The sequence below is a fragment of the Rhodococcus sp. 21391 genome (assembly GCF_016772255.1).
Taxonomy (GTDB): Bacteria; Actinomycetota; Actinomycetes; order Mycobacteriales; family Mycobacteriaceae; genus Rhodococcus_F; species Rhodococcus_F opacus.
Window position 1 is genome coordinate 197,157 of sequence record NZ_CP063782.1, and the last position, 19,231, is coordinate 216,387.

A 19,231-nucleotide genomic window follows, 5' to 3' on the forward strand; every position below is an offset into this window, starting at 1 on the left:
TCGCGGCAGCGACGGTCACCAGATCATCCGTCCGGAGTCGACCGGAATCAGGGCGCCGGTAACGTACTTGGCCTCATCTGAGACCATCCAGGCGACAGCGTCAGCGATCACCTCCGGTGACCGTCGGGGATCGCCACCCAAGAGCGTGCGCGGCCCCTCCCCGAACACATATGGGTGATACTCCATCGATGCCTCGATATTGCCCCCCTCCAAGATTGCCGTGTCGACGCGTCCGGGGTTCACCGTGTTGACCCTGATGTCATAAGGACCGAGTTCGTGGGCCAGCACCTTCATCAACATTTGGAGGCCACCTTTGGCGGCGCAATAGGCCACAGCGGACGGCTGAGGCACCACGGCATTCACCGAGGAGGTGAACACGATTGACCCACCGTTACCGGAGCGGATCATGTACGGCACGAACGCTTTTGACACCTTCCAGGCACCCGTCAACAGCACGTCGATGCTCTCCTGCCAGGACGCTTCGGGGAGATCCCAACTGTTACGATCCACCGTCCAGATCCCGTGATTGACGACCAGGGCGTCAACTCGGCCGAACTCAGCGGCGACAGTCTCGGCAAGCCCAGTCAACGCTGCAAGGTCGCGAGCATCACACCGCTCTGTGATACAACGTCGACCGAGTGCACGGACTTCATCACCTGTGGTGGTGAGCTCTTTGAACGTAGCGGCCGGCGCCCGCGTGTACCCGAATTCTTCACAGATATCGAAGGCGACGATATCGGCGCCTTCAGCGGCCAACTTGATCGCATGCGCCCTGCCCTGCCCGCGCGCGGCCCCCGAAATTACGGCAACTTTGCCGTCCATTCGCCCCATAATTGCACTCTCCTTCGATGTAGTTTTTCCGCCCGCCGGCGGCGCATGCGCGCCCCGTTCACACCGTGATTCCAAAGGCCTTGCCTCGCTCGGAGCCCTCCAGCGCAACGCAGCGGTCGCGGCGGAACTCCCTTGATGAGGTACACACCCGCAACCGTCCATCGGCACAAATCGATGTGGGCATTCCCGAGCGGTCACCGCGGGCCTGCGTGTCACAGAGCTGCACCGACAAATCGCCTGCAGCCGAGCACGTTTCAGATCGAACCCCACCGCTAGTCGACCATCTCGGCTACAGACGTGTCAATAGCGCCTTCCCTGGCCCGCCGCCACACCCCTCTCCCCCACCTGCGGCGCAGACGCCTCTCACGGCAGGTACCCTTGCATTGGCGCCTTTATTGGATACAATGTTCTCGCCATGCTTCGGCTGCACCCACCGAATCTCATTTCCAACCGACCACGCCGAACGGGTCGGAGAATGGAGCAACGTTGCTGAGCATCAACCTCACCGACGAGGAACAGGACCTGAAGAAGCGGATCGTTCTCTCGGAACGGCACGGTCATGTACTGGTCATCACCATGAACCGTCCCGAGCGCCGCAATGCGCTGGGTCGTGTCATGCGCCAGGGTTTGCGGGACGCCTTCGATGAGTTCGAAGCAGACCCCGACCTGCGCTGCGCGGTACTAACTGGAACCGGCGCGGCGTTCTCTGCAGGTGGCGACCTCAAAGAGATGTCAGATTCTGCAATGCGAGTTCCTCCCAAGGACTCCGACATCATGATCAGCAGCAACGGATCGGTTTCGAAACCGGTCGTGGCCGCAGTCAATGGTGTAGCCCTTGCCGGCGGCTTCCGGCTGGTGCAGAACTGCGATCTCGCCGTGGCTGCCGACACCGCGCGATTCGGTATCACCGAGGTTCTGCGGGGTCGGGGCGCTCCGTGGGCGGCTCCGTTGATCAACATCGTGCCTCAGCGGATCATGGCGCAGCTGCTGCTCACTGGAGAGCCCATCGATGCGCATCGCGCTTACGAAGTCGGCCTGATCAACTCGGTGGTGAGCGTTGAGGACCTCTTGCCTGTCGCCATTGACCTCGCCCAGCGCATAGCGGCCGCCGCGCCGCTGAGTGTCCGAGCGGCTAAAACCCTGATCGGGCTGTGCACCGAGATCGGCGTCACGCAGGCCGAGCAGAGCGCCAACCTGGCGTACGAGAGTGTCTACACCAGCAACGACGCACAAGAAGGGCCACGCGCCTTTGCCGAGAAGCGCGACCCGGTCTGGACCGGAACATAGCCTTCTCCAGGTCAGCACCTCGCCGAGGCGACCCCACCAACATTCGCGTCAAGCCATCAACGATTCCGAAACAAAACGAGGTACTCATGGCCACCAAGCCCTACTTCTACCAGAAAGACCGGTTGGAGCTGCGCGACGCTGTACGCAAGCTGTGCAGCCAGTTCTCACTCGACTACTGGGAAGAGCACGATCGCACAGGTACTTTTCCCGACGAGTTCGCACAGGCTTTCGCCGACGCGGGCTTCAAGGGAATCATTATCCCCGAAGAATACGGCGGAGGCGGCGGAAAGATCGGTGATCTACTCGCCGTAATGGAGGAGGTAACTGCGAGCGGCGGAGGCAACAATGCCTCCAGCAGCATCCAGATCCCACTTCTCTGCGTCCCTTCGTTGCTGGCTTTCGGCACCGAGGAGCAGAAACGTGAGTTTCTGCCGAAGATCGCATCCGGCGAGCTGTTCGTCACGTTCGGCGTCACTGAGCCGGACGCCGGCACCGACACCACCCAGATCACGACCACCGCGACCCCGACGGACGGCGGTTGGCTGATCAATGGGACGAAGGTGTGGAACTCAGGCGCGCTCGTCGGCAACAAGGTAATGCTACTGGTCCGCACCTCGAAGACCGAGCCGGACGGCCGCAAGGGTGACGGCCTCACCCTGTTCCTTACCGATCTGCAGGTTCCAACGATCGCCATCAAAAAGATCCCGAAGATCGGGCGCAACGCAGTGGCATCCGCAGAGCTCTTCATTTCCGACCACTTCGTTCGCCCGGAGGAAGTCGTTGGGGAAGTGGGTAAGGGCTTTTATCACCTACTGCACAGTCTGAACGGGGAACGGCTGATCCTGAGCGCTGTTGCGCTCGGAATGGGCAGGTGGGCGGTCGAGAACGCGACCCGATACGCCAACGAGCGCGTCGTCTTCGGTCGCCCGATCGGCAAGAACCAAGCCGTGCAACACCCTCTCGCCCGTGGGCATCTGAATCTGTTAGCCGCATCGGAGGTGCTCAAGCGCGCCGCAGAAGAGTACGAACTGAATGGCCCGGGGTCGATCGGCGGTCTCGCGAATGCCGCGAAGTACCTCGCCACCGAAGCCGCATTCGCTGCATCCGACGACGCCATGCAGGTGTTCGGCGGGTACTCCTTCGCCCGCGAATATCACATCGGACGGCACTGGATCGAGTCCCGATTGCAACGGATCGCACCGATCAACAACCAGATGATCTTGAACTATATCGCCGAGAGAGAGCTCGGTCTGCCACGCAGCTACTGAGAACCTGCTCTCTCGCGACGCGATCGCATGTGGAACCGCGCGGGCATGGCGAGAGTTCGGCTGTCGTGACATTTAGTAGTCGGGAGTATGAGCGTGAAACATATCAAACAGCGTCTCGAAGATCGCTTCAAGCCGGGCCGCACGCTACCTGTCGGAACCGCGTTGGCACCGTCCGGTACGAACCCCTCACCAGACTGTGCCGATCGCGAGATCGCCGACGGAACGCCGGAGCCGCTGAAACGTGCCCTCATCGAGCTACTCGGCTCAGACAAGGTACTCACCAATGTCTCCGACTTGGTGCGATACGCCTCCGACGCAAGCCCATATCGTTTCGTGCCACAGGCCGTAGTCATCCCGAAGACGACAGAGGACATCGCCGCGTTGTTCCGCTTTGCGCACGAGCACGGTCGGCACCTGGTCTTTCGAGCGGCTGGGACATCACTGAATGGTCAGGCGCAGGCGGAAGACATACTCGTTGACGTCAGGCGCCACTTCGTCGGAATCGACATGCTGCCCGACAACCGTCGAGTCCGGATCCAACCCGGGACGACAATCGCGGGCGCGAACGTGGCCCTGGCCAGGCACAAGCGTTCTATGGGGCCGGACCCCGCGAGCGCCGTGGCCTGCACGGTGGGCGGGGTCGTCGCCAACAACGCTTCGGGCATGACCGCCGGCACTACCCGCAATTCCTACTCTCTTCTCGAGTCGGTCACGCTGGTGCTCCCCTCGGGGACGGTGGTCGACACAGCTGATCCGGACGCAGATTCAGCCCTGCTCGGATCCGATCCCGAACTCTGTTCCCGGCTGATCTCGCTCAAGTCCGAAATCGAGTCTGACGCCGACCTGGTCGCACTCATCAGGTCGAAGTACGCCATCAAGAACACCAATGGGTACCGGCTCGACGCCTTCCTTGACGGCATGACGCCCGTGCAGATTCTTCGCGGTCTTGCCGTTGGCTCGCAGGGCACACTCGGCTTCATCGCAGAAACGGTATTCGATACGGTGGCGCTGCAACGTCACCGCTCGGCGGCTCTCGTCTTCTTCGCCGATCTGTACTCAGCCGCCGCAGCGGTTCCAGCGTTCAACGAAATTGGCGCTATCGCAGTCGAGCTGATGGACGGGAACACTCTGCGCGCATGTGCTGCGGTCGAGGGAGTGCCGTCGGACTGGGGTGAGCTGCCACGGTCGACCACTGCGTTGCTTGTCGAGTTCCGAGAGTCAGAAGCGAACGATGTCGATGGACGAGAGCAGGCCGCGATGACGCTGCTCGAAACGCTGGAGGTAATCACACCAGTTTCGTCGGCGACGAACTCCTTCACCAGAGACGCTAGGGAAGTCCATACACTGTGGAAGGCGCGAGAGGCCTTTGTCTCCGCGGTCGGTAAGGCACGTCCACCGGGTACAACTCTCATCACGGAAGACTTTGCGGTCCCGCCCTCCAGCCTCGCACAGGCATGTGAGGCCCTCCTGGAACTGCAGTCCAAGCATGGATTCGATGCCGCCGTGGCCGGCCACGCCGCACACGGGAATCTACATTTCCTCCTCGCGTTCGATGCCGCAGACGCCCTGGATGTCGAACGGTATGCCGCATTTATGGAGGAGTTCTGCTCGATGGTGGTGGGCACCTTCCATGGCTCGTTGAAGGCCGAACACGCCACCGGACGCAATATCGCACCATTTGTCGAACTCGAGTGGGGCCAGCGAGCCACCGACATCATGTGGCGACTGAAGAAGACCATCGACCCGCACGGAATACTCGCGCCCAGAGTCGTCCTCGACCGTGACCCGCGTGCACACCTACGCGGCCTCAAGACAATTCCCGTTGGGGGCGAGATTGGTGACGACTGCATCGAATGCGGGTTCTGCGAGCCGGTATGTCCCAGCCGAGATCTCACGACGTCACCACGGCAGCGGATCGTACTCAGGCGGGAGATTCTGCGGCAGCCTGCTGCGAGCCCTGTGGCTGCAAATCTTCTGGATACCTACGGGTACCAAGCTGTGGACACCTGCGCAGGCGACGGAGCATGCAAACTCGCATGCCCGGTCGGCATCGACACGGGCGCATTGATGAAGCAATTCCGCGCCGCCAGACACACCAGTTTCTCGGAACGTATTGCGCTGACTGCGGCCAACCGGTTTGGTGCAGCCGAACGCGGCGCTCGAACGGTGCTTCGCCTGGCGACAGCGGTAGGCGACCGACCCATGGGCACCGCAACCCGACTATTGCGCAGGATCTCCAACCCAGAGCTGATACCCGAGTGGCTACCGGAACTTCCCGGCGCAGCTCGACCGCTTCCTGACACCTCCGGAACTGCGAGACCGGCGGGCGTCTACTTCCCTTCCTGCGTCAATCGGATTTTCGATGGACCACAGCAGGGTGAGACATCACTTCCGACGGCGATTGTGGCACTCGCTGAACGAGCTCACCTTCCGGTCGTGATCCCGTCAGACGTTCGCGGGGCCTGCTGCGCGACCATATGGGGATCCAAAGGATTCAGCGCCGGAAGAGATCTCATGGCGAACCGCGTTATCGAACGTGCGCATCGATGGACGGATGGCGGCAGATTGCCGCTCATCGTGGATGCGACCTCATGCACCCTCGGACTGGTGCGAGAGATCGCACCATACTTGAGTGAAGACAACCGGCGGAAACATTCCGATTTGACAATTGTCGATTCCGTGTCTTGGGCGGCGGAAGTCCTTCTTCCGAGGCTCACGGTACAAACTACACAATCCACAGTCGTCATCCATCCGACGTGCTCCATGCGTCACCTGGGTGTCGTGGAGAGCCTGCAACAAGTCGCGGAATCGTTTGCCCTGTCGGTCACCACTCCTGCGTCGACCCAATGCTGCGGCTTCGCGGGCGATCGCGGACTCCTTCATCGGGAACTCACCGAATCCGCCACTACTGCCATGGCAGCGGAGATCGCCGCACATCATTACGACGCCTATCTCTCGGCAAATCGTATGTGCGAAATCGGGATGCAGCATGCGACCGGGGCAGCGTATCGCTCTGCACTTCTCGAGCTCGAGCGCGCTACACGTCCGGGTAGTTAGCCATGGGGACCATCACAATTAGACCATGGTTCACTGCTCTTCGAGCCTTAGCATCGGGCCGCCGAAGACAACCCGAAGAGTTCCCCGCAATCGGCGACTGCGCGCGAGTTTCCTCGCCCGAGAACTGAGCTCGTATGCCGTCAGATAAGCAGTTGATGGTCACGGCGAGAACATCTGACACTCCCGAATCTCCCTCACCCGGCGAGGTCAACCACAATCCGAGGTCTTCCTCCTTCCCGATTAGACGTGAATCCCATGAACTCTCTCGAGTATCGCCAGTGGCGTCAACGGCGTCGTGCTGCTGGGATCGATGACAACCTCAAACGGAAGCATCCGGACGTCGAGGCAGCTCGCATCATCGAGTTCGCAAACATGTGGGCGCCATACGGTGGCGCTCCCGACGAGGAAATCCTTGTGCACTTCGGAATGACAACGCAGCGGTTTATCGAGCGATTATGGCAAGTTGTCCCCGAGTCGAAGTGTATCCGCGAAGAAATATGCGGTTTAGCCAACGCATACGCTCACCCTCGGCGGAGCGGTTCCTCGCCAGTTCCGTAGGACCTTCGACAAAGTCGAGATTGCGAACCCACGCTGCACTAGCAGCCAGCGTGATGCCACCCGCGTCTGACATGTAAATGAGTCCGTGCGCGACGGTCATGATTCACGATCAACAAGGCAGAGTTTCAAAGGGCAAGAGCAAGTTCCGAAGTACATTACCTCATCGAGTAGATAGAAAGCGGCAGCATGAATGCAACAACAACTCCGACCACGCAGCGCTTCGCGTCGGCATTCAGGGCACACCCAGGAGGCGTGTCGATCATAACCGGGGACTCGGGTGGCGGCCCCGTGGCGCTGACGGCAACCTCAGTGGCTTCTATCAGCGTCGAACCGCCCAGGCTTGTTCTCTCGCTGTCTGATTCATCCTCGAGCTCACCGACACTGCGCGAAGTAGACTCCCTGGTGGTCCATCTTCTGGACCTCGATGATCTACCACTCGCTCAAATGTGTGCAACCAGTGGCATAGATCGGTTCGCGGATACCTCGCTTTGGCGCCGAATGCCAACTGGAGAACCCTACTTTCACAACGCGTCGCACATCATCCGCGGCCAGGTGGTGATGCGCGTACGCAGCGCGAGTAGCACATTGGTCATCGTGGAAGCCGATGCGGTGTTTCGCGGGACAGGTCGTGACGAAGGCCGTGACCACTGCAGTACCCGACTGGTCTACCAAGACCGCACATGGCACAGAATCGGAAGTAGTTCAGCTGTGCATAAGCGAGATACCTCCCGAGAGTAGCCACCCCCGGGCAATCCACTTGCCACGACGAGCGCGGTAGCGCAATTGACTGTGTCTCGAGGAGCTGCGACCTGGGCATGACGTGTTAACCGGGGAAGGGGTCTCCGCGGCAGGATTAACCCGCCAAGTCTCCAACCGGCGGCCGACACGGCTCGTTGATGGCGCGCCGGTGGCTCCGCAGGTCAGCACAGGGCGAGACGGTACTTGACGTATCACCGGCTAGTACCGCTGGGATACGCATCCTCGCCCGTGGACGCTGCTACGAGAAGGACTACACCGACCTCGCTGACGCTGCTCGACGACCGCTGTCCCGCACTCAGTTGGCGTGAACTGCCGCTCGACGAACGTTAGGCCCGAGAGGACTCGAGTCCCGCGGACTTGCGCAGTCGCTTTGCGGAGTCGGCTCAAGCGTGGAGTGGCGAGCTTTGCTAATTTGTTCAGCGAGATCAGACCAAGTTGGAAAGTCGCTTCAGTGACACCCAGCGGTGCTCGCGGCACAGCTCGACGAGGCGTTCGTTGTCGTGTTCAGCCCAGGCCTCGACTTGATCATCGTGAGCCTTGCCCATCATCTCCGCACGCTCAGCCCAGATGCCAATGCCCATCACCATGTATGACATCGACATGTCCCACCACCGGTTAAGCTCACGTACAAGGAGCTGCTGGTTCGATGCATTGAAGATCTGAAAGTGGAACTCCCGGTTGAGACGCATTGCCTCGGCGACCGACACGTTCGGATTCTTTATCTTCTCGTTGATGGCCCGGACGGAGCGCAGCTGCTTCGCCGTCGGCTTGGGGAGGGTGCTCAGCACCTGAGACTCAATAAGGTCGCGGAGCGTGTACATCTGCGTCATCTCATCGAGGTTGAAGCGTGTCACGACGTAACCCCGGTTGGGGCTGTGCGTGATCAGCCCGTCCTGACTGAGCGCGCGGAGGGCCTCTCGCACCGGTCCACGGCTCATGCCGATCCGATCCACGAGGTCGTCCTGGACGAGCTGCTGGCCAGGGAGTAGCTCGCGGGTGAGGATCAACTCCCTGATTGCGTCGCTCGCAGTGGTTACCGCTCCCCCTCGGTGACGCACCGAGTCGCCGCTCTCGTCGACCTCTCGCGCGATTTTGGCTGATGGCACGATCTCAACCCCCTGGAGATGATTCTGGCTCCGTTAGTGTAGCCGAAAATGGATCGCCGCTCTCGCGGGCATAGAGCCGGGAAGCGCTCGCGTCGGATCCGGCGCTACTCAAATTGGTGATCGGCGTTGAGCTTGCGGTGTATGTCGCCGTGATGGTGAGGTAGCTACGGTGTCTGGCACTGCACTGCCAGACGCAGGTGATACGGGTCATACCGCATCGAAGTCGGACCATCATTCGGCCCGAGTCCCTGCGCCGTCGAGAATCGCCAGCAGGTCGGCGAGAATTCTGTCGGTTTCGTCCTCGATGGCGTCGAGGATATCGGTCACGTCCTCGAGCTGCGAGTGGGCATCTCGGCGGGCGACGATGCCGCGGTCGTAGTACCCGGTGTCGAGTTCGACATTGACGATCTCGATCGATGTATCCGACGCCCTCTCCACCGTGTCAAGGCGTAGCGGCAGTCGTCGGTGCACCGGTGCTTGTCCGGTCAGATGAGCTCGGGCCAGGGCTGCGACCGATTGGGCCGACAACGTGGTCGGGGCGAAGGGGGTGTGGCCCCAACGATCGATTGGCGTGAACAGCGGCCGGTCGTCCCTACGCAGGGCGTTGGCAAACACGGATAGATCCGCGCCGGCGCGGTCGAGGCGTTGGGCGAGCAGCTGGGTGCTGGGGTAGCGGTCGAGAAACCCGAGGACCTCCCCCCACCGCTGGGACACCGTCGCCGCGGACACCGGACCGCCCCCGTCCTGGATGCGGGTCCACCGATCCTCCACCCGCACGATCAGCGCCTCGTCCTCGGCGGTGAGGTCGGCGCGGCGCAGCCGGGCGATGTCCTCGTACCCGAGGCCGCCGGCCATCAGGGTCAGGATCAGGGCGTCGCGCCTGCCGAACAACCCACCCGGCCACCCCGCGGCCGGGATCTGCGGGATCCGCTGCCACGCAACAGCCCTGATCCGCTCCACCCGTTCGGCCCGGGCGTCGTTGAGTAGTTGCCGGACCGTTTCCGCCAGGCCCGGTGCCGGCAGCCCGTGGGTGGTGTGGACGGCGTTGATCGCGGTCACCCGGCGGCGCTGGGTGCCGGCAGCGGCCGGATGGTCGGCGTGGAACTCCGCCACAACGGTGGGATGCGCGGGCAACGCACGGTGATCGCAGGCCTGGCACCAGTCGGTGAACAGGGCCCAGTCGTGAATGTAGCGGTGCGGCAACCGCGGTGAGCTGTTACCCGGCCCCGCTGCGGCAGTCTCCGTGTCGGTGCTCATCGCCCGCTACAAACCGATGTCGGTGACGGCGTTGCCGAGGAGCGGGGCGTGTTCACGCGCGTACAGCTCGACCACGGCGGGGCTGGCGTGTCCGGTCTGGCGCATGATCGCGTGCGCGTCGGCGCCGTTGCGGAACGCCTGAGTGACGAACCCGGCCCGCAACGAGTGCCCACCGAGCTGGGCAACAACGTTGTCGTCGTAGCCGGCGAGGGCGGCGCGGCGGCGGATCGCCGCATGCACCGAGCCCCAGACAGTGCGGTGTCGGAGAGGTTGCCGTTCTTACGGATCGCCCGGAACAACGGTGCTCGGGCCCGCATCCTCGGCAGCGCTGATCGGCACACATGGTTCTCGAACGCTGTTGCGGTGCGGAGCAACCGAATCACTCCGGGCCGACCGACCAGATCGTAGGCGGCGACGACCTGCGCCCACCGAACATAGGCGCACGGCGGACAACTCAGATGGCTGGTGGTGAACGGGACCGCCCGCACCGCCCCGGCGCCTTCCTGGTCGGTCTTCGACCGCCGCAACCGCACATGGATCCCGTCCAACCGGTGCACGGTGACGTCGCCGCACACCAGCTCGACCAGCTCACTGCGCCGGAACGCCCCGGCGAACCCGAGCAGCAGCAGGGCGCAGTCGCGGCGCTCGTGCACCTCCGTGGCCCAGCCGGTAACAGCCTGCCGGGCGGATCCGACGATGGTGAGAATGTCGTCGACCAGCAGCGGTGCCCGCGGGGTGCGCGGTCGGTCCCCGTTCGCGGCGTACTCGCGGCGGATCCCGGACAGCGTCGAGCGCACCAGGTCGTGCGTGTGTGGGGTGGAATGCCCGGTGGTGCGGTGATGGTGACCGATCGCCGCGACCCACCGGGCCAGCGTGACCGGGGCGTAGGCCCGCTCCCCCGACTCGGTGTAGATGGCCGCGGCGTCGACCAGATAGGCGGCGACGGTCACCGGGTGCGCCGGCAACGCCGTATGCCCCTGGACGGTGCACCAGGCCTCGAACCGCCGCCACGCCGACGCGTACGTGCGCCGGGTCCCTTCCGCTCGGGATCCGGCGACCGCGCCGGCGATCCGGGCGGCCGCCTCCTCTGACAAGTCCGGCGCTGATCCCCACCCCTCTGCGGGTGCGATATCGTTTGCGGCGGTGCGGGTGCCGTAGGTCTGCTCGATCGTCACAAGCGCCGACACTACCGGCGGACGCCGACACCGACTGAGCGAAAATCAGGGTGTGACGAGGAAATTCGCACCGGACGGTGCATGCACTCGGCCTCAAGACATCTCAGTGAGAACTCGGTTCATTCATCGTCGAGTTGCAGGAACGCGGCCTGCACACGCAGTAGATGCCCGTCTCGGCTGAGTTCCTCATAGCGTTCCATCACCGCCGCCCACCGACCGGCGTCGAACAGCTCCCGACACCGGGCATCCTCGTCCATGCCGCAGTCCATCGCCAGCCTCGCACCGGCCCGCAGCGCGGTGTCCTTCGTTCGGTAGGCCCACACATCCAGTCGTCCCGAGCCGCTGTAGCCGCGGTGAGCGAGTGTCCACACCGCCGCGTCTCGCGTCGTTTCGACCGTCCCGTCCGGGCGGTAGAGCGTCGAGGAGACCACCTGCTTGACGAAGCCTGCTGTACGCGCCACCACCCGATCATAAATCCACCGAGGCCGCGATCGCCGCAGCACGCGGCCACACACGCCGCTATACGACCTGGTCAGATCCCACCTCGTCACACGCGCGGGTTCTCGGCGGGAGGTTCACACGCACGCGCGGGACGACCGCGGGAGCGGGCGTACTCCAGCCGATCCGGTGCGAACGTCCCGATACCATCACCCGGATGACGGACCGCGCGCACAGCCCACCGGACCCGACAGAACACGACCGTCGGGGCGTGCCAGCGTCGGTCCCTGCTGCCGAGCTGGCCGAGGAGTTCCTCACCCATGCAGTGGCCGCCGCCCTTGTGGATGGGGACTCCTGGGCGCGGCTCGGAGTACCGGCACCGCATGCCGCCGACGGCGGCGTACCGTCCGACGAGGACTGGCAGAACGCGATCGTCGAGCACGAGAACGCGCGCGCGACGCGGCGTCATCCCACACTGCCCGGCCAACAGGAGAGCACGAGGTCCCCGGACGACACCCCGAAAGCACGTGAGGCGCTCTAGTCACCGTCCCGACAACGGAACTGAGAGATGACGGGATTCAACCGCCCGTCACGAGTCGGCGGCAGCGTGGCGCCTCACGAACAGCAGACCTGGCCGAGCGGGTCAGACGCGATGCCGCGACAGCCGGTATCCGCGGCGCGCGGCGACGAGACCCACGACCGCCCCGAGGACCGCGCTGAGGACCAGTCCGCCAGCAAGGAACGGGATCGGGTCCACCGATTCCATATGCCCAGTACTGCCCCCGGCGCCGAGCGGCTCGTAGCTCCCCACGTAAAAGTGCACCGGGTACGACAACCACCAGGCGAACAGGCCGGTACAGACCAGGCCCGCGCCGAGCCCGAGGGCCGTTCCGATCAGAATTAGTGTCCGCACAAGATCAACTTCGCGATCGCCAACTGTGCTGTTACCGCGGCCTGTCGGACGTCGTCCAGCGCAGCCCCGGACAGCCGCTTCTGCCCTCCACCTGCGCAAATCGGCAGACCGCGCCTCATCGACAGCGTTCTGCAGAGCGAAAAGTGTGCTGATCAGGCGTTTTTCCGAAGATGCTGCGGAAATGTTTTTCTACAGCACCAACCCCGCACCAACCATGAGTGACACGAGGAAAGCGGTGAGGGCGGCAGATGAGGCTACCGTTGCAGGTTCCGCTGCCCTCTGCCAGTTGACCCGAGGCATTGCCATCGCGTCCGCGGCAAGTACGGGACGTCTGCCACCACGATAAGGCATCCCGTGACGTGACCTGCACGGTGCAGCTCCGCGCACACCCGGGACACTTCGCGCGAGAACCGAGCAGCGTCACGGTCACCGACCAACTGCAACAGACGACCGCCGAAAGCTGCAGCCGACGAACTCGTGGGGCTGTCTGCGTTCGATCCCATACCCGAGAGTGCCCAGGCCCGGGCACCATCACGCAGACCAGCCGGTACGAAAACCCTTCATGGGAAATGACTTCTGTCGCCGAACCGGTCGGCGCAGCCGACCATCGCGATCCCACGTGATCCGAGGACGGGAGGGATGATCCGCCTCACCGTTGACGGTTAACTCTCAGCTGGTGCTCTGGCTGTCGACATGAGAGGACCGTTTCTCGGATGGGGCCGGTTGGTGCCGGCTCGCGTTGACGGAAGTGCGCGTCGCGGGCAGAGATGGACCAGCGATGGGCAACGGCAAGCGCTACCTGCGGTGGTGTGCCGGGTGGTCGCGGACCCGTGTCACGGGAACCGCCGAAAACGTGTCCCCGAGCGTGGGTGTGGCGGTGCTAGCCATCAGATTCCACCAGTAGCCGCTCGCGGTCGTACTGCTTGCACCGCGCGACAGCTGCGTTCGCTGCCTCGTCGGAACCCCACACGTACGCGAAGAATTCTCGGTCCGTGCGACGAAGGTCATCGATTCGGGAGTCGATCGCTGCCGCGTATCGCATGAACGGCACGCGGGCGTGGGTATTGACCGTCTTCTTGCTCATGCCAAGCAGTTTCGCTGTGTCCGATTGGGTGAGCCCTCGAAGCAGCGCTTCCTTGACCAGTGCCTGGTCGACGTAGTTTTCGGCGAGGAACTGCAGGTGTTTGACGACTCGCTGGGCGTCGCGGCGTCGGGTTGCGAGGTCACTTCCATCGGAGCTGGTCATGCACGCGAGTATGCCGGTACTCGATATGTACCGCAACGTGTTTTGCGGGAAGTCGCGACCACTCGGCTGACCCCCCGCGGCGAGTCGTAGCCCGGAATGCCAGAAGTTCGACCCGACGGGATACCGCTCGCACCTTCTACGCTAAACCCTCTCCGAACCCCCCTCAATGGCCAGTTCGGGGAGGGTTTCTCGCCGCCGAAGATTGCCCTGCCGGTGAGCGCCTTTTCGCGTCGGTGAGGGACCGGAGTGGGAAGGTCGGGGCCCCATTTCTTTCCCGGAAGTTGGTCAGGTCGCTGGGAGCAGCACCGGTGTGCGACGGGAGGGGTGCATGTAGGGCGGCCGCAAACCCATCCGTCCCTCCCCACCCGTTCGCAGGTCGCCGCGGCCGTGCAGGCAGGTCGCGGGCGCGGTGCGGCCGAGGCTGCCGTCGGGGTGCAGGTGCGCGAACTCCCACGGAACGGAGGCCGGGTGTTCGGTGATCTCCCAGGACAGGATGTGGCCGTGTCCGGCGCCGCGTTTCTTCCCGATCGAGACGATGGGTGCGAGCAGCTCGGCGACCGCGGCCGGGTGACCGACGGCCCGCCAGACCAGGTGCCGGCAGACCGTGAGCGGCAGCGGCATGACGCGGGAGCGGTAGCGACCCTGTCGTTCGGACACCAACGCCGGCAACTCCGCGGACATCTGGTCGAGTGCCTGTTGGTCGGGGCGGGCGGACCAGTACTGCACGTGCGGGCCCGGGACCTCGTCCTCCGGGTAGGCGAATGTCGCCGCCCAATGCCACCCGTCGCCGCCGTCGCCCGGGCAGCGGGCCAGCGGCAGGTCGAGGTCCTCCGGCACGATTTCGAGACTGTACGGCTCGTAGTCGGTTCCGGCCGCCCGGGCCACGGCCTTCGTGTTCTCGCGGATCTCCGAGGCGAGGAGCCCATCGAGGCTGATCCCCCACGGCACCGCATGCGCAACACCGGCGGCCATTCTCGCTCGGATGACCACCGGCACCATCCCCGCAGCGGTGTGCAGGGTCATGCCGGGAGCGAGAGCAGCATGTGAAGGGCCTCATCACGCCGTGCGGCGACGATCTCCCGCCAATCGACCACCGGCGCACCATTAGGAGTTGGGTCGAGGGTGGTGGCGATCTGGCCGTGGCCGATCCCGGTCCGCCCACCGAGCCAGCCGGTGCGGGTGAACTCGGCGAGGACGTCGGCGGTGAAGGCGTGGTCGAGGTCGGAGCCGCGGACCAGTTGCACCCACGACTCGAACCTGGTGCCCGGCGCGAGCGTTTCGATGTCATATCGCATCACCGGCGACCCCGACCCACCCGTCTTGGTGTCGGGGTCGACGGTGGTGCCGGCATGGCCGACGGTCACATCGTCGAGGTGTGAGTAGGACTCGAGGGCCTCGATGTCGAACCGGGACGGCAACGGGCCCGGATGCTCGCGGCGCAGGATCGGGGTGGCCTCGGTGACGATCGGCACCACATGCCCGACCCGCAGGCAGCCATCGATCGGGGCGGCGCCGACGGCGCCGCCGAACACGCTCAGCTGCGGGACCAGCTCCCGCAGTTGGTGCAGGCGGCGGCCGGTGATCGGCTCCGCCTGAGTTTTCACGATCGCTCCGCCGTTGCGGAGGGTGTGCGCGACCGCCAGCGGCAGCTGGCCCTCGTAGCCCAGGACGTCGCGCAGCAGTTCTTCACCGATCCGGCGCAGTACGCCGCGGAAGGAGTTGCCGGAGATGACCGGGACCAGCTCCACGGACCCGTCCGGTTGCAGGATTTTCATGCGCCGGCCGATCGCGGTAGTGCCGATCAGCTCCCCGCGGTGCGAGATCGGCGATCGGGCGGTCATCTCGATCTCCCACACACGCGACACGGTCACGACGCCAACCCGTGCTCGGTGCGAGCGGCTCGGACCGCGTCGGCCACGATCCGGGTCCGCAACGTCAACGCGGTGGTTTGATCGCGCATCACCTGCAGCACCGGCCGCGCCTCGCTCGTGAGCAGCATGGCCAGTTCGGACCGTTGTTCGTCGGTGCGCGGGGCGGAGCCGAGCCGGGCGGCCGAGGCAGTCCACCACTGGTGCAGGTTGATGCTGTTGTAGGTGGCCAACCGCACCCGGGTGGGCAGCAGGGTGTCCCAGTAGTCGCCGCGGCGGGCGGCCACCCAGTTGCGGTCGGACCAGTCGATCCCGTAGTGCAGCAACAACACCAACCGCTCCGCCACCTGCGCGGCGGGATCGGTCAGCCCGGGTAGTTGTGGAACCGCGGCCAGCCAGCGGTCGGTCACTGACAGTGCGTTCTCCCCCGACATAGTCATCACCGCAATGCTAGAGAAAAGCGACGGTTTTCTCGAGTCGAGAGCTCATCGGTTCGCCGCCGCAACGGTCCGACGACATTCATCGGCTGATGGTTTGGCGAGGTCACGGCGCCGGAGTGTCCTGGTGCTATCGGGTGGCGCGGAGGCCGACTTCCCACCACGGGTCCGCGTGCCGCCACGGCGCCAACAGGTTCCAGTCGTCGAAGACCTGTGGCCACTGGTCGGCCGGGAGGCGGTGCACCACGGAGTAGGTGGGGGCGTTGTCGCGGAGCATGGTTTCGGTGAAGCCGTGGCCTCGGAGTCGGCACATCACCGCCAGCCGAGCGGCGTCGTGGTCCTGCCAGGTCAGCCGGCTGTCGTCGACCGTGACGGCGCCCCAGATGGCATCGGGTATCAGGTGTTTGCGGCCGGGCCGCAGCGGCACGATCACCGCGGTGTCCGCGCCGATCTTTGTGGAGAGCACCTGGTGTAGCAGTGCTGGGGTTGCCGGCCTCAGTGTGGCGGGATCACGGGTGACGATATGCGCGGCGACACGCAACGTCCGGGCCCGGTATGCCCACGCACACACCTGGCACAGTTTCCGGGCGGCCAGATTCGTCCAGGACTCGAAGCCGGTGAACCGCCGGGAGATCACCTGCCCGACCGGGAACATGACCGGTGTGGTGTGGCCGCAGCGCGCGCACCCCGTCGTTCGGTCGTCGGGCGTTGCCGCGTCGACGGGCCCGGCGGCGGCGGTGTAGGCGGCCCAGACGACATCGGTGTCGGCGGCGAGGGTCATGGCGGCACCGTAACCTGCCAGGTGTGGTGGATGCAGCCGGCCCAGGCCTGGACCTGATGATGCTCCGTGGCCTGCGGGCGCCGTCGGCGAAGGCCGGTCCGGCCGCCATCGACACCATCCTCACGCGGATCGAGGCGCACCTGACCGCGCATGACGGGTACGTCGCGTTCTCCGGCGGCAAAGACTCGCTCGTCGTTCTCGACCTGGCCCGCCGGGTCGATCCGGATGTGCCGGTGGTGTTCTTCGATTCCGGTCTCGATTACCCCGAAACCTACGACTACCTCACCGAACTCGCCCATACTTGGGGGCTGGATCTGCACCGTATCCGCACTGATCCGCCGCTGCTCGACGTTCTCGCCGACTCCGGGTTGTGGGACCACCACGCGACCGCCGCCGCGGTCGTGGATCTGCACCAGGTGCTGATCACCGAACCCGCCCGCCGCGCGCATCAACTCCTCGGGCCGGGTGAGTTGTGGGGTGTGCGGGCCGACGAATCGACCGCCCGCCGCCTGCTCTACACCCGCAAGGGTCTGCGCGACGGGGTCATCGTCCGCGCGGACGGCACCACCGCGTTCGGGCCGATCTGGAACTGGGCCACCACCGACGTCTGGGCGCACATCGCCCGACATCGACTACCCGTCAACCCCGTCTACACCCGACTCCGCGAACTCGGCGTGCCCGAACACCAGCACCGGCTCTCGCACCTGATCGACGGCGGGCACCTCGACCGCGGCCGGCTGACCTGGCTTCGGCGCGGCTGGCCCACCCTCTTCGAGCAGATTGCCGACACCCTGCCTCGCATTCGGCAGATGACCTGACGGCTGCATCACCGCGAACAACGTCGGTGACGCCGGAGTACGTCGGCCACGGACGGTGCCGCCCTCGTACGTGACTGCGCCGCCGATGGTTTCACCCGGGCATGCCGCGCTGGTGAACCAGAGTGGGAACCGAGATGATCGAGCGCCTCGGCCGGGGTGACCGCCCAGCGCGTCGGTGACGTCGCCCGCGACAGCCGATCCATGAGGTCCCCGGGTCCCGTCACTGCTGTGCTACCTGAGGTAGTGTCTCGTTTACTGCGGTTGCACAGGATGAGCCGGAGGCGTCACCCCTGCTGGGGATTGGTGTCTCCGGTCTTTTCTTTCTTCTCTCGTGCCCGTTTCTCGGCGCTCAGGCGCATTTTCAGCTCGCGGCGGGCGCGCTGCTTCGGCGTCTCCTCCGGCTCGGGCTCGTCGTCGACAGGCCGGTAATGTGCGCGTCCCAGCTTGATGTCCGGGTGCATGATCAGCTCGGGGCGGCCCTTGCCGTCGGTGAACAGTCCCATCACAACCCCTTCTCGTCGGTGATGTCTTTCAGTTGCACGATCATCTGCTCGCCGATCGATCCATCCGGGCGGCGGTAACGTCCCCGGCCGGAGGAGATCACCTCGAACCGCGTCGACGGCAGGTTCACCGCCTCCTGCGGTGCGCTGTGTGGGAGGCGGACTGCGGCGTAGAGGATGTGGCCGCGGTCGTTGAACCGTTCCGCGGTCTGAATCGCGGCGATCGACACGCTGGACCTGGGAGCGCATCTTCTCGTCCAACTGCTGGGCATCGCCCCGCCCGCGTGAGAGCGCGCCCCCGACCTCGTCCCACCGGTCGGGGTCGGTGATCAGGTTCTGCACCGCGGTGTACCCGACCTTCGGAAGCTGGGTTTGCGCCCGGTTCTTGTTCACCGACCGGGCCTTGCGTTGCCGCGAACTCGGTGGCTGGCGAATCGAATCCGGGATCGGCAGCTCCCGGCGTTTCCGCTCGGACACCTCCGGCACCGTGGTCCGGGGGAAGGCTCGCTCCAGGTCCTTGCGGGCGCGGGTGAATTCGGCGTCCTCGACCATCCGGTCCAGTTCCCGGGCCCCGTCGCGGTCGGCGGCACGGTCCTCGTAATTTGCTGCCGTGCGGTAGCCGGCGGGCTTGGCCGCCGGGGTGGTGCTGATGCCGGCCTCGGGGTCCAGGCGAGTGTCCCTGGTGTCGGGACTGATGCTGTATGCCACCCGTCGCCTCCCGACTCCGATTGCGCCCCGTGGATACGACGAAGCGTGGCAGACGGGCCTTAGTAACCATCTGCCACGCTCGGACCCACACCTGGTGGGTGCCACGGCGAACGTGCGTCCTCTGGCGACCAAACCATCAACAACGTTGCCGTGCGTACCGCCGGCGTCACCGCGCCGGATGCCCGAAACTATACCGAAAGATCCTGCCCAGCATCAGGCTCCGC

At 64.7% G+C, this 19,231-nt stretch carries 17 protein-coding genes and 1 pseudogene; 6 read left to right on the top strand and 12 right to left on the bottom strand.

Features of this window, described 5'->3' with window-relative positions; translation table 11 throughout:
- Positions 1–15: 15 nt before the first annotated feature.
- Positions 16–822, bottom strand: a complete 807-nt coding sequence (locus GO592_RS35605; RefSeq protein WP_007299582.1) for an SDR family oxidoreductase — start codon at positions 820–822, stop codon at positions 16–18.
- 495 nt (positions 823–1,317) lie between these two features.
- Between GO592_RS35605 and GO592_RS35610 the strand changes: the two genes are divergently transcribed.
- The 4 genes from GO592_RS35610 to GO592_RS35625 all read left to right on the top strand — a co-directional run bounded on the left by GO592_RS35610 (position 1,318) and on the right by GO592_RS35625 (position 7,739).
- Complete coding sequence (locus tag GO592_RS35610; RefSeq protein ID WP_007299581.1) at positions 1,318–2,118, top strand: enoyl-CoA hydratase/isomerase family protein; 801 nt, start codon at positions 1,318–1,320, stop codon at positions 2,116–2,118.
- A gap of 86 nt (positions 2,119–2,204) precedes the next feature.
- Complete coding sequence (locus GO592_RS35615; protein WP_007299580.1) at positions 2,205–3,386, top strand: acyl-CoA dehydrogenase family protein; 1,182 nt, start codon at positions 2,205–2,207, stop codon at positions 3,384–3,386.
- A gap of 87 nt (positions 3,387–3,473) precedes the next feature.
- The gene (locus GO592_RS35620; protein ID WP_007299579.1) at positions 3,474–6,443 is read left to right on the top strand and encodes an FAD-binding and (Fe-S)-binding domain-containing protein; all 2,970 of its coding nucleotides are present in this window, start codon (positions 3,474–3,476) and stop codon (positions 6,441–6,443) included.
- Between the two features lie 744 nt (positions 6,444–7,187).
- A complete protein-coding gene (locus tag GO592_RS35625; RefSeq protein ID WP_007299578.1) occupies positions 7,188–7,739 on the top strand; it encodes a flavin reductase in 552 nt (183 codons plus the stop codon).
- 446 nt (positions 7,740–8,185) lie between these two features.
- On the opposite strand, the gene GO592_RS35630 is transcribed toward GO592_RS35625, so the two are convergent.
- The 4 genes and pseudogenes from GO592_RS35630 to GO592_RS35645 form a co-directional block, all read right to left on the bottom strand.
- The gene (locus GO592_RS35630) at positions 8,186–8,866 is read right to left on the bottom strand and encodes a GntR family transcriptional regulator (protein WP_050998677.1); all 681 of its coding nucleotides are present in this window, start codon (positions 8,864–8,866) and stop codon (positions 8,186–8,188) included.
- A gap of 231 nt (positions 8,867–9,097) precedes the next feature.
- Entirely contained in the window at positions 9,098–10,123 is a 1,026-nt protein-coding gene (locus tag GO592_RS35635) for a hypothetical protein (RefSeq protein ID WP_007299576.1), read from the bottom strand.
- A gap of 6 nt (positions 10,124–10,129) precedes the next feature.
- Positions 10,130–11,253, bottom strand: a pseudogene (locus GO592_RS35640) (site-specific integrase).
- 164 nt (positions 11,254–11,417) lie between these two features.
- Entirely contained in the window at positions 11,418–11,759 is a 342-nt protein-coding gene (locus tag GO592_RS35645; RefSeq protein WP_237720555.1) for a hypothetical protein, read from the bottom strand.
- 248 nt (positions 11,760–12,007) lie between these two features.
- Here GO592_RS35645 and GO592_RS35650 point away from each other — a divergent pair, with 248 nt between their 5' ends.
- Positions 12,008–12,277: a hypothetical protein gene (locus GO592_RS35650; RefSeq protein WP_237720554.1), complete on the top strand. Its 270-nt coding sequence runs from the start codon at positions 12,008–12,010 to the stop codon at positions 12,275–12,277.
- A gap of 102 nt (positions 12,278–12,379) precedes the next feature.
- Here GO592_RS35650 and GO592_RS35655 read toward each other — a convergent pair whose 3' ends face one another.
- From GO592_RS35655 to GO592_RS35680, 6 genes are all read right to left on the bottom strand, one after another.
- A complete protein-coding gene (locus tag GO592_RS35655) occupies positions 12,380–12,649 on the bottom strand; it encodes a hypothetical protein (RefSeq protein WP_007299572.1) in 270 nt (89 codons plus the stop codon).
- Between the two features lie 880 nt (positions 12,650–13,529).
- Entirely contained in the window at positions 13,530–13,895 is a 366-nt protein-coding gene (locus GO592_RS35660) for a hypothetical protein (protein WP_007299571.1), read from the bottom strand.
- Between the two features lie 285 nt (positions 13,896–14,180).
- Positions 14,181–14,918: a hypothetical protein gene (locus GO592_RS35665; RefSeq protein WP_007299570.1), complete on the bottom strand. Its 738-nt coding sequence runs from the start codon at positions 14,916–14,918 to the stop codon at positions 14,181–14,183.
- Positions 14,915–15,766, bottom strand: a complete 852-nt coding sequence (locus GO592_RS35670) for an RAMP superfamily CRISPR-associated protein (RefSeq protein WP_007299569.1) — start codon at positions 15,764–15,766, stop codon at positions 14,915–14,917. The genes GO592_RS35665 and GO592_RS35670 overlap by 4 nt, the downstream gene beginning before the upstream one ends.
- Positions 15,763–16,197 (bottom strand): hypothetical protein, encoded by a 435-nt coding sequence (locus tag GO592_RS35675; protein ID WP_007299568.1) that lies wholly within the window; start codon positions 16,195–16,197, stop codon positions 15,763–15,765. Before GO592_RS35675 ends, GO592_RS35670 begins: the two co-directional genes overlap by 4 nt.
- A 133-nt stretch (positions 16,198–16,330) precedes the next feature.
- Positions 16,331–16,981: a hypothetical protein gene (locus tag GO592_RS35680; protein ID WP_007299567.1), complete on the bottom strand. Its 651-nt coding sequence runs from the start codon at positions 16,979–16,981 to the stop codon at positions 16,331–16,333.
- A gap of 56 nt (positions 16,982–17,037) precedes the next feature.
- Here GO592_RS35680 and GO592_RS35685 point away from each other — a divergent pair, with 56 nt between their 5' ends.
- Complete coding sequence (locus GO592_RS35685) at positions 17,038–17,799, top strand: phosphoadenosine phosphosulfate reductase domain-containing protein (RefSeq protein ID WP_007299566.1); 762 nt, start codon at positions 17,038–17,040, stop codon at positions 17,797–17,799.
- A 284-nt stretch (positions 17,800–18,083) separates the two neighbouring features.
- Here the strand turns inward: GO592_RS35685 and GO592_RS46725 are convergent, their stop codons facing one another.
- Entirely contained in the window at positions 18,084–18,302 is a 219-nt protein-coding gene (locus GO592_RS46725) for a hypothetical protein (protein ID WP_007299565.1), read from the bottom strand.
- Positions 18,303–19,231 lie beyond the last annotated feature (929 nt).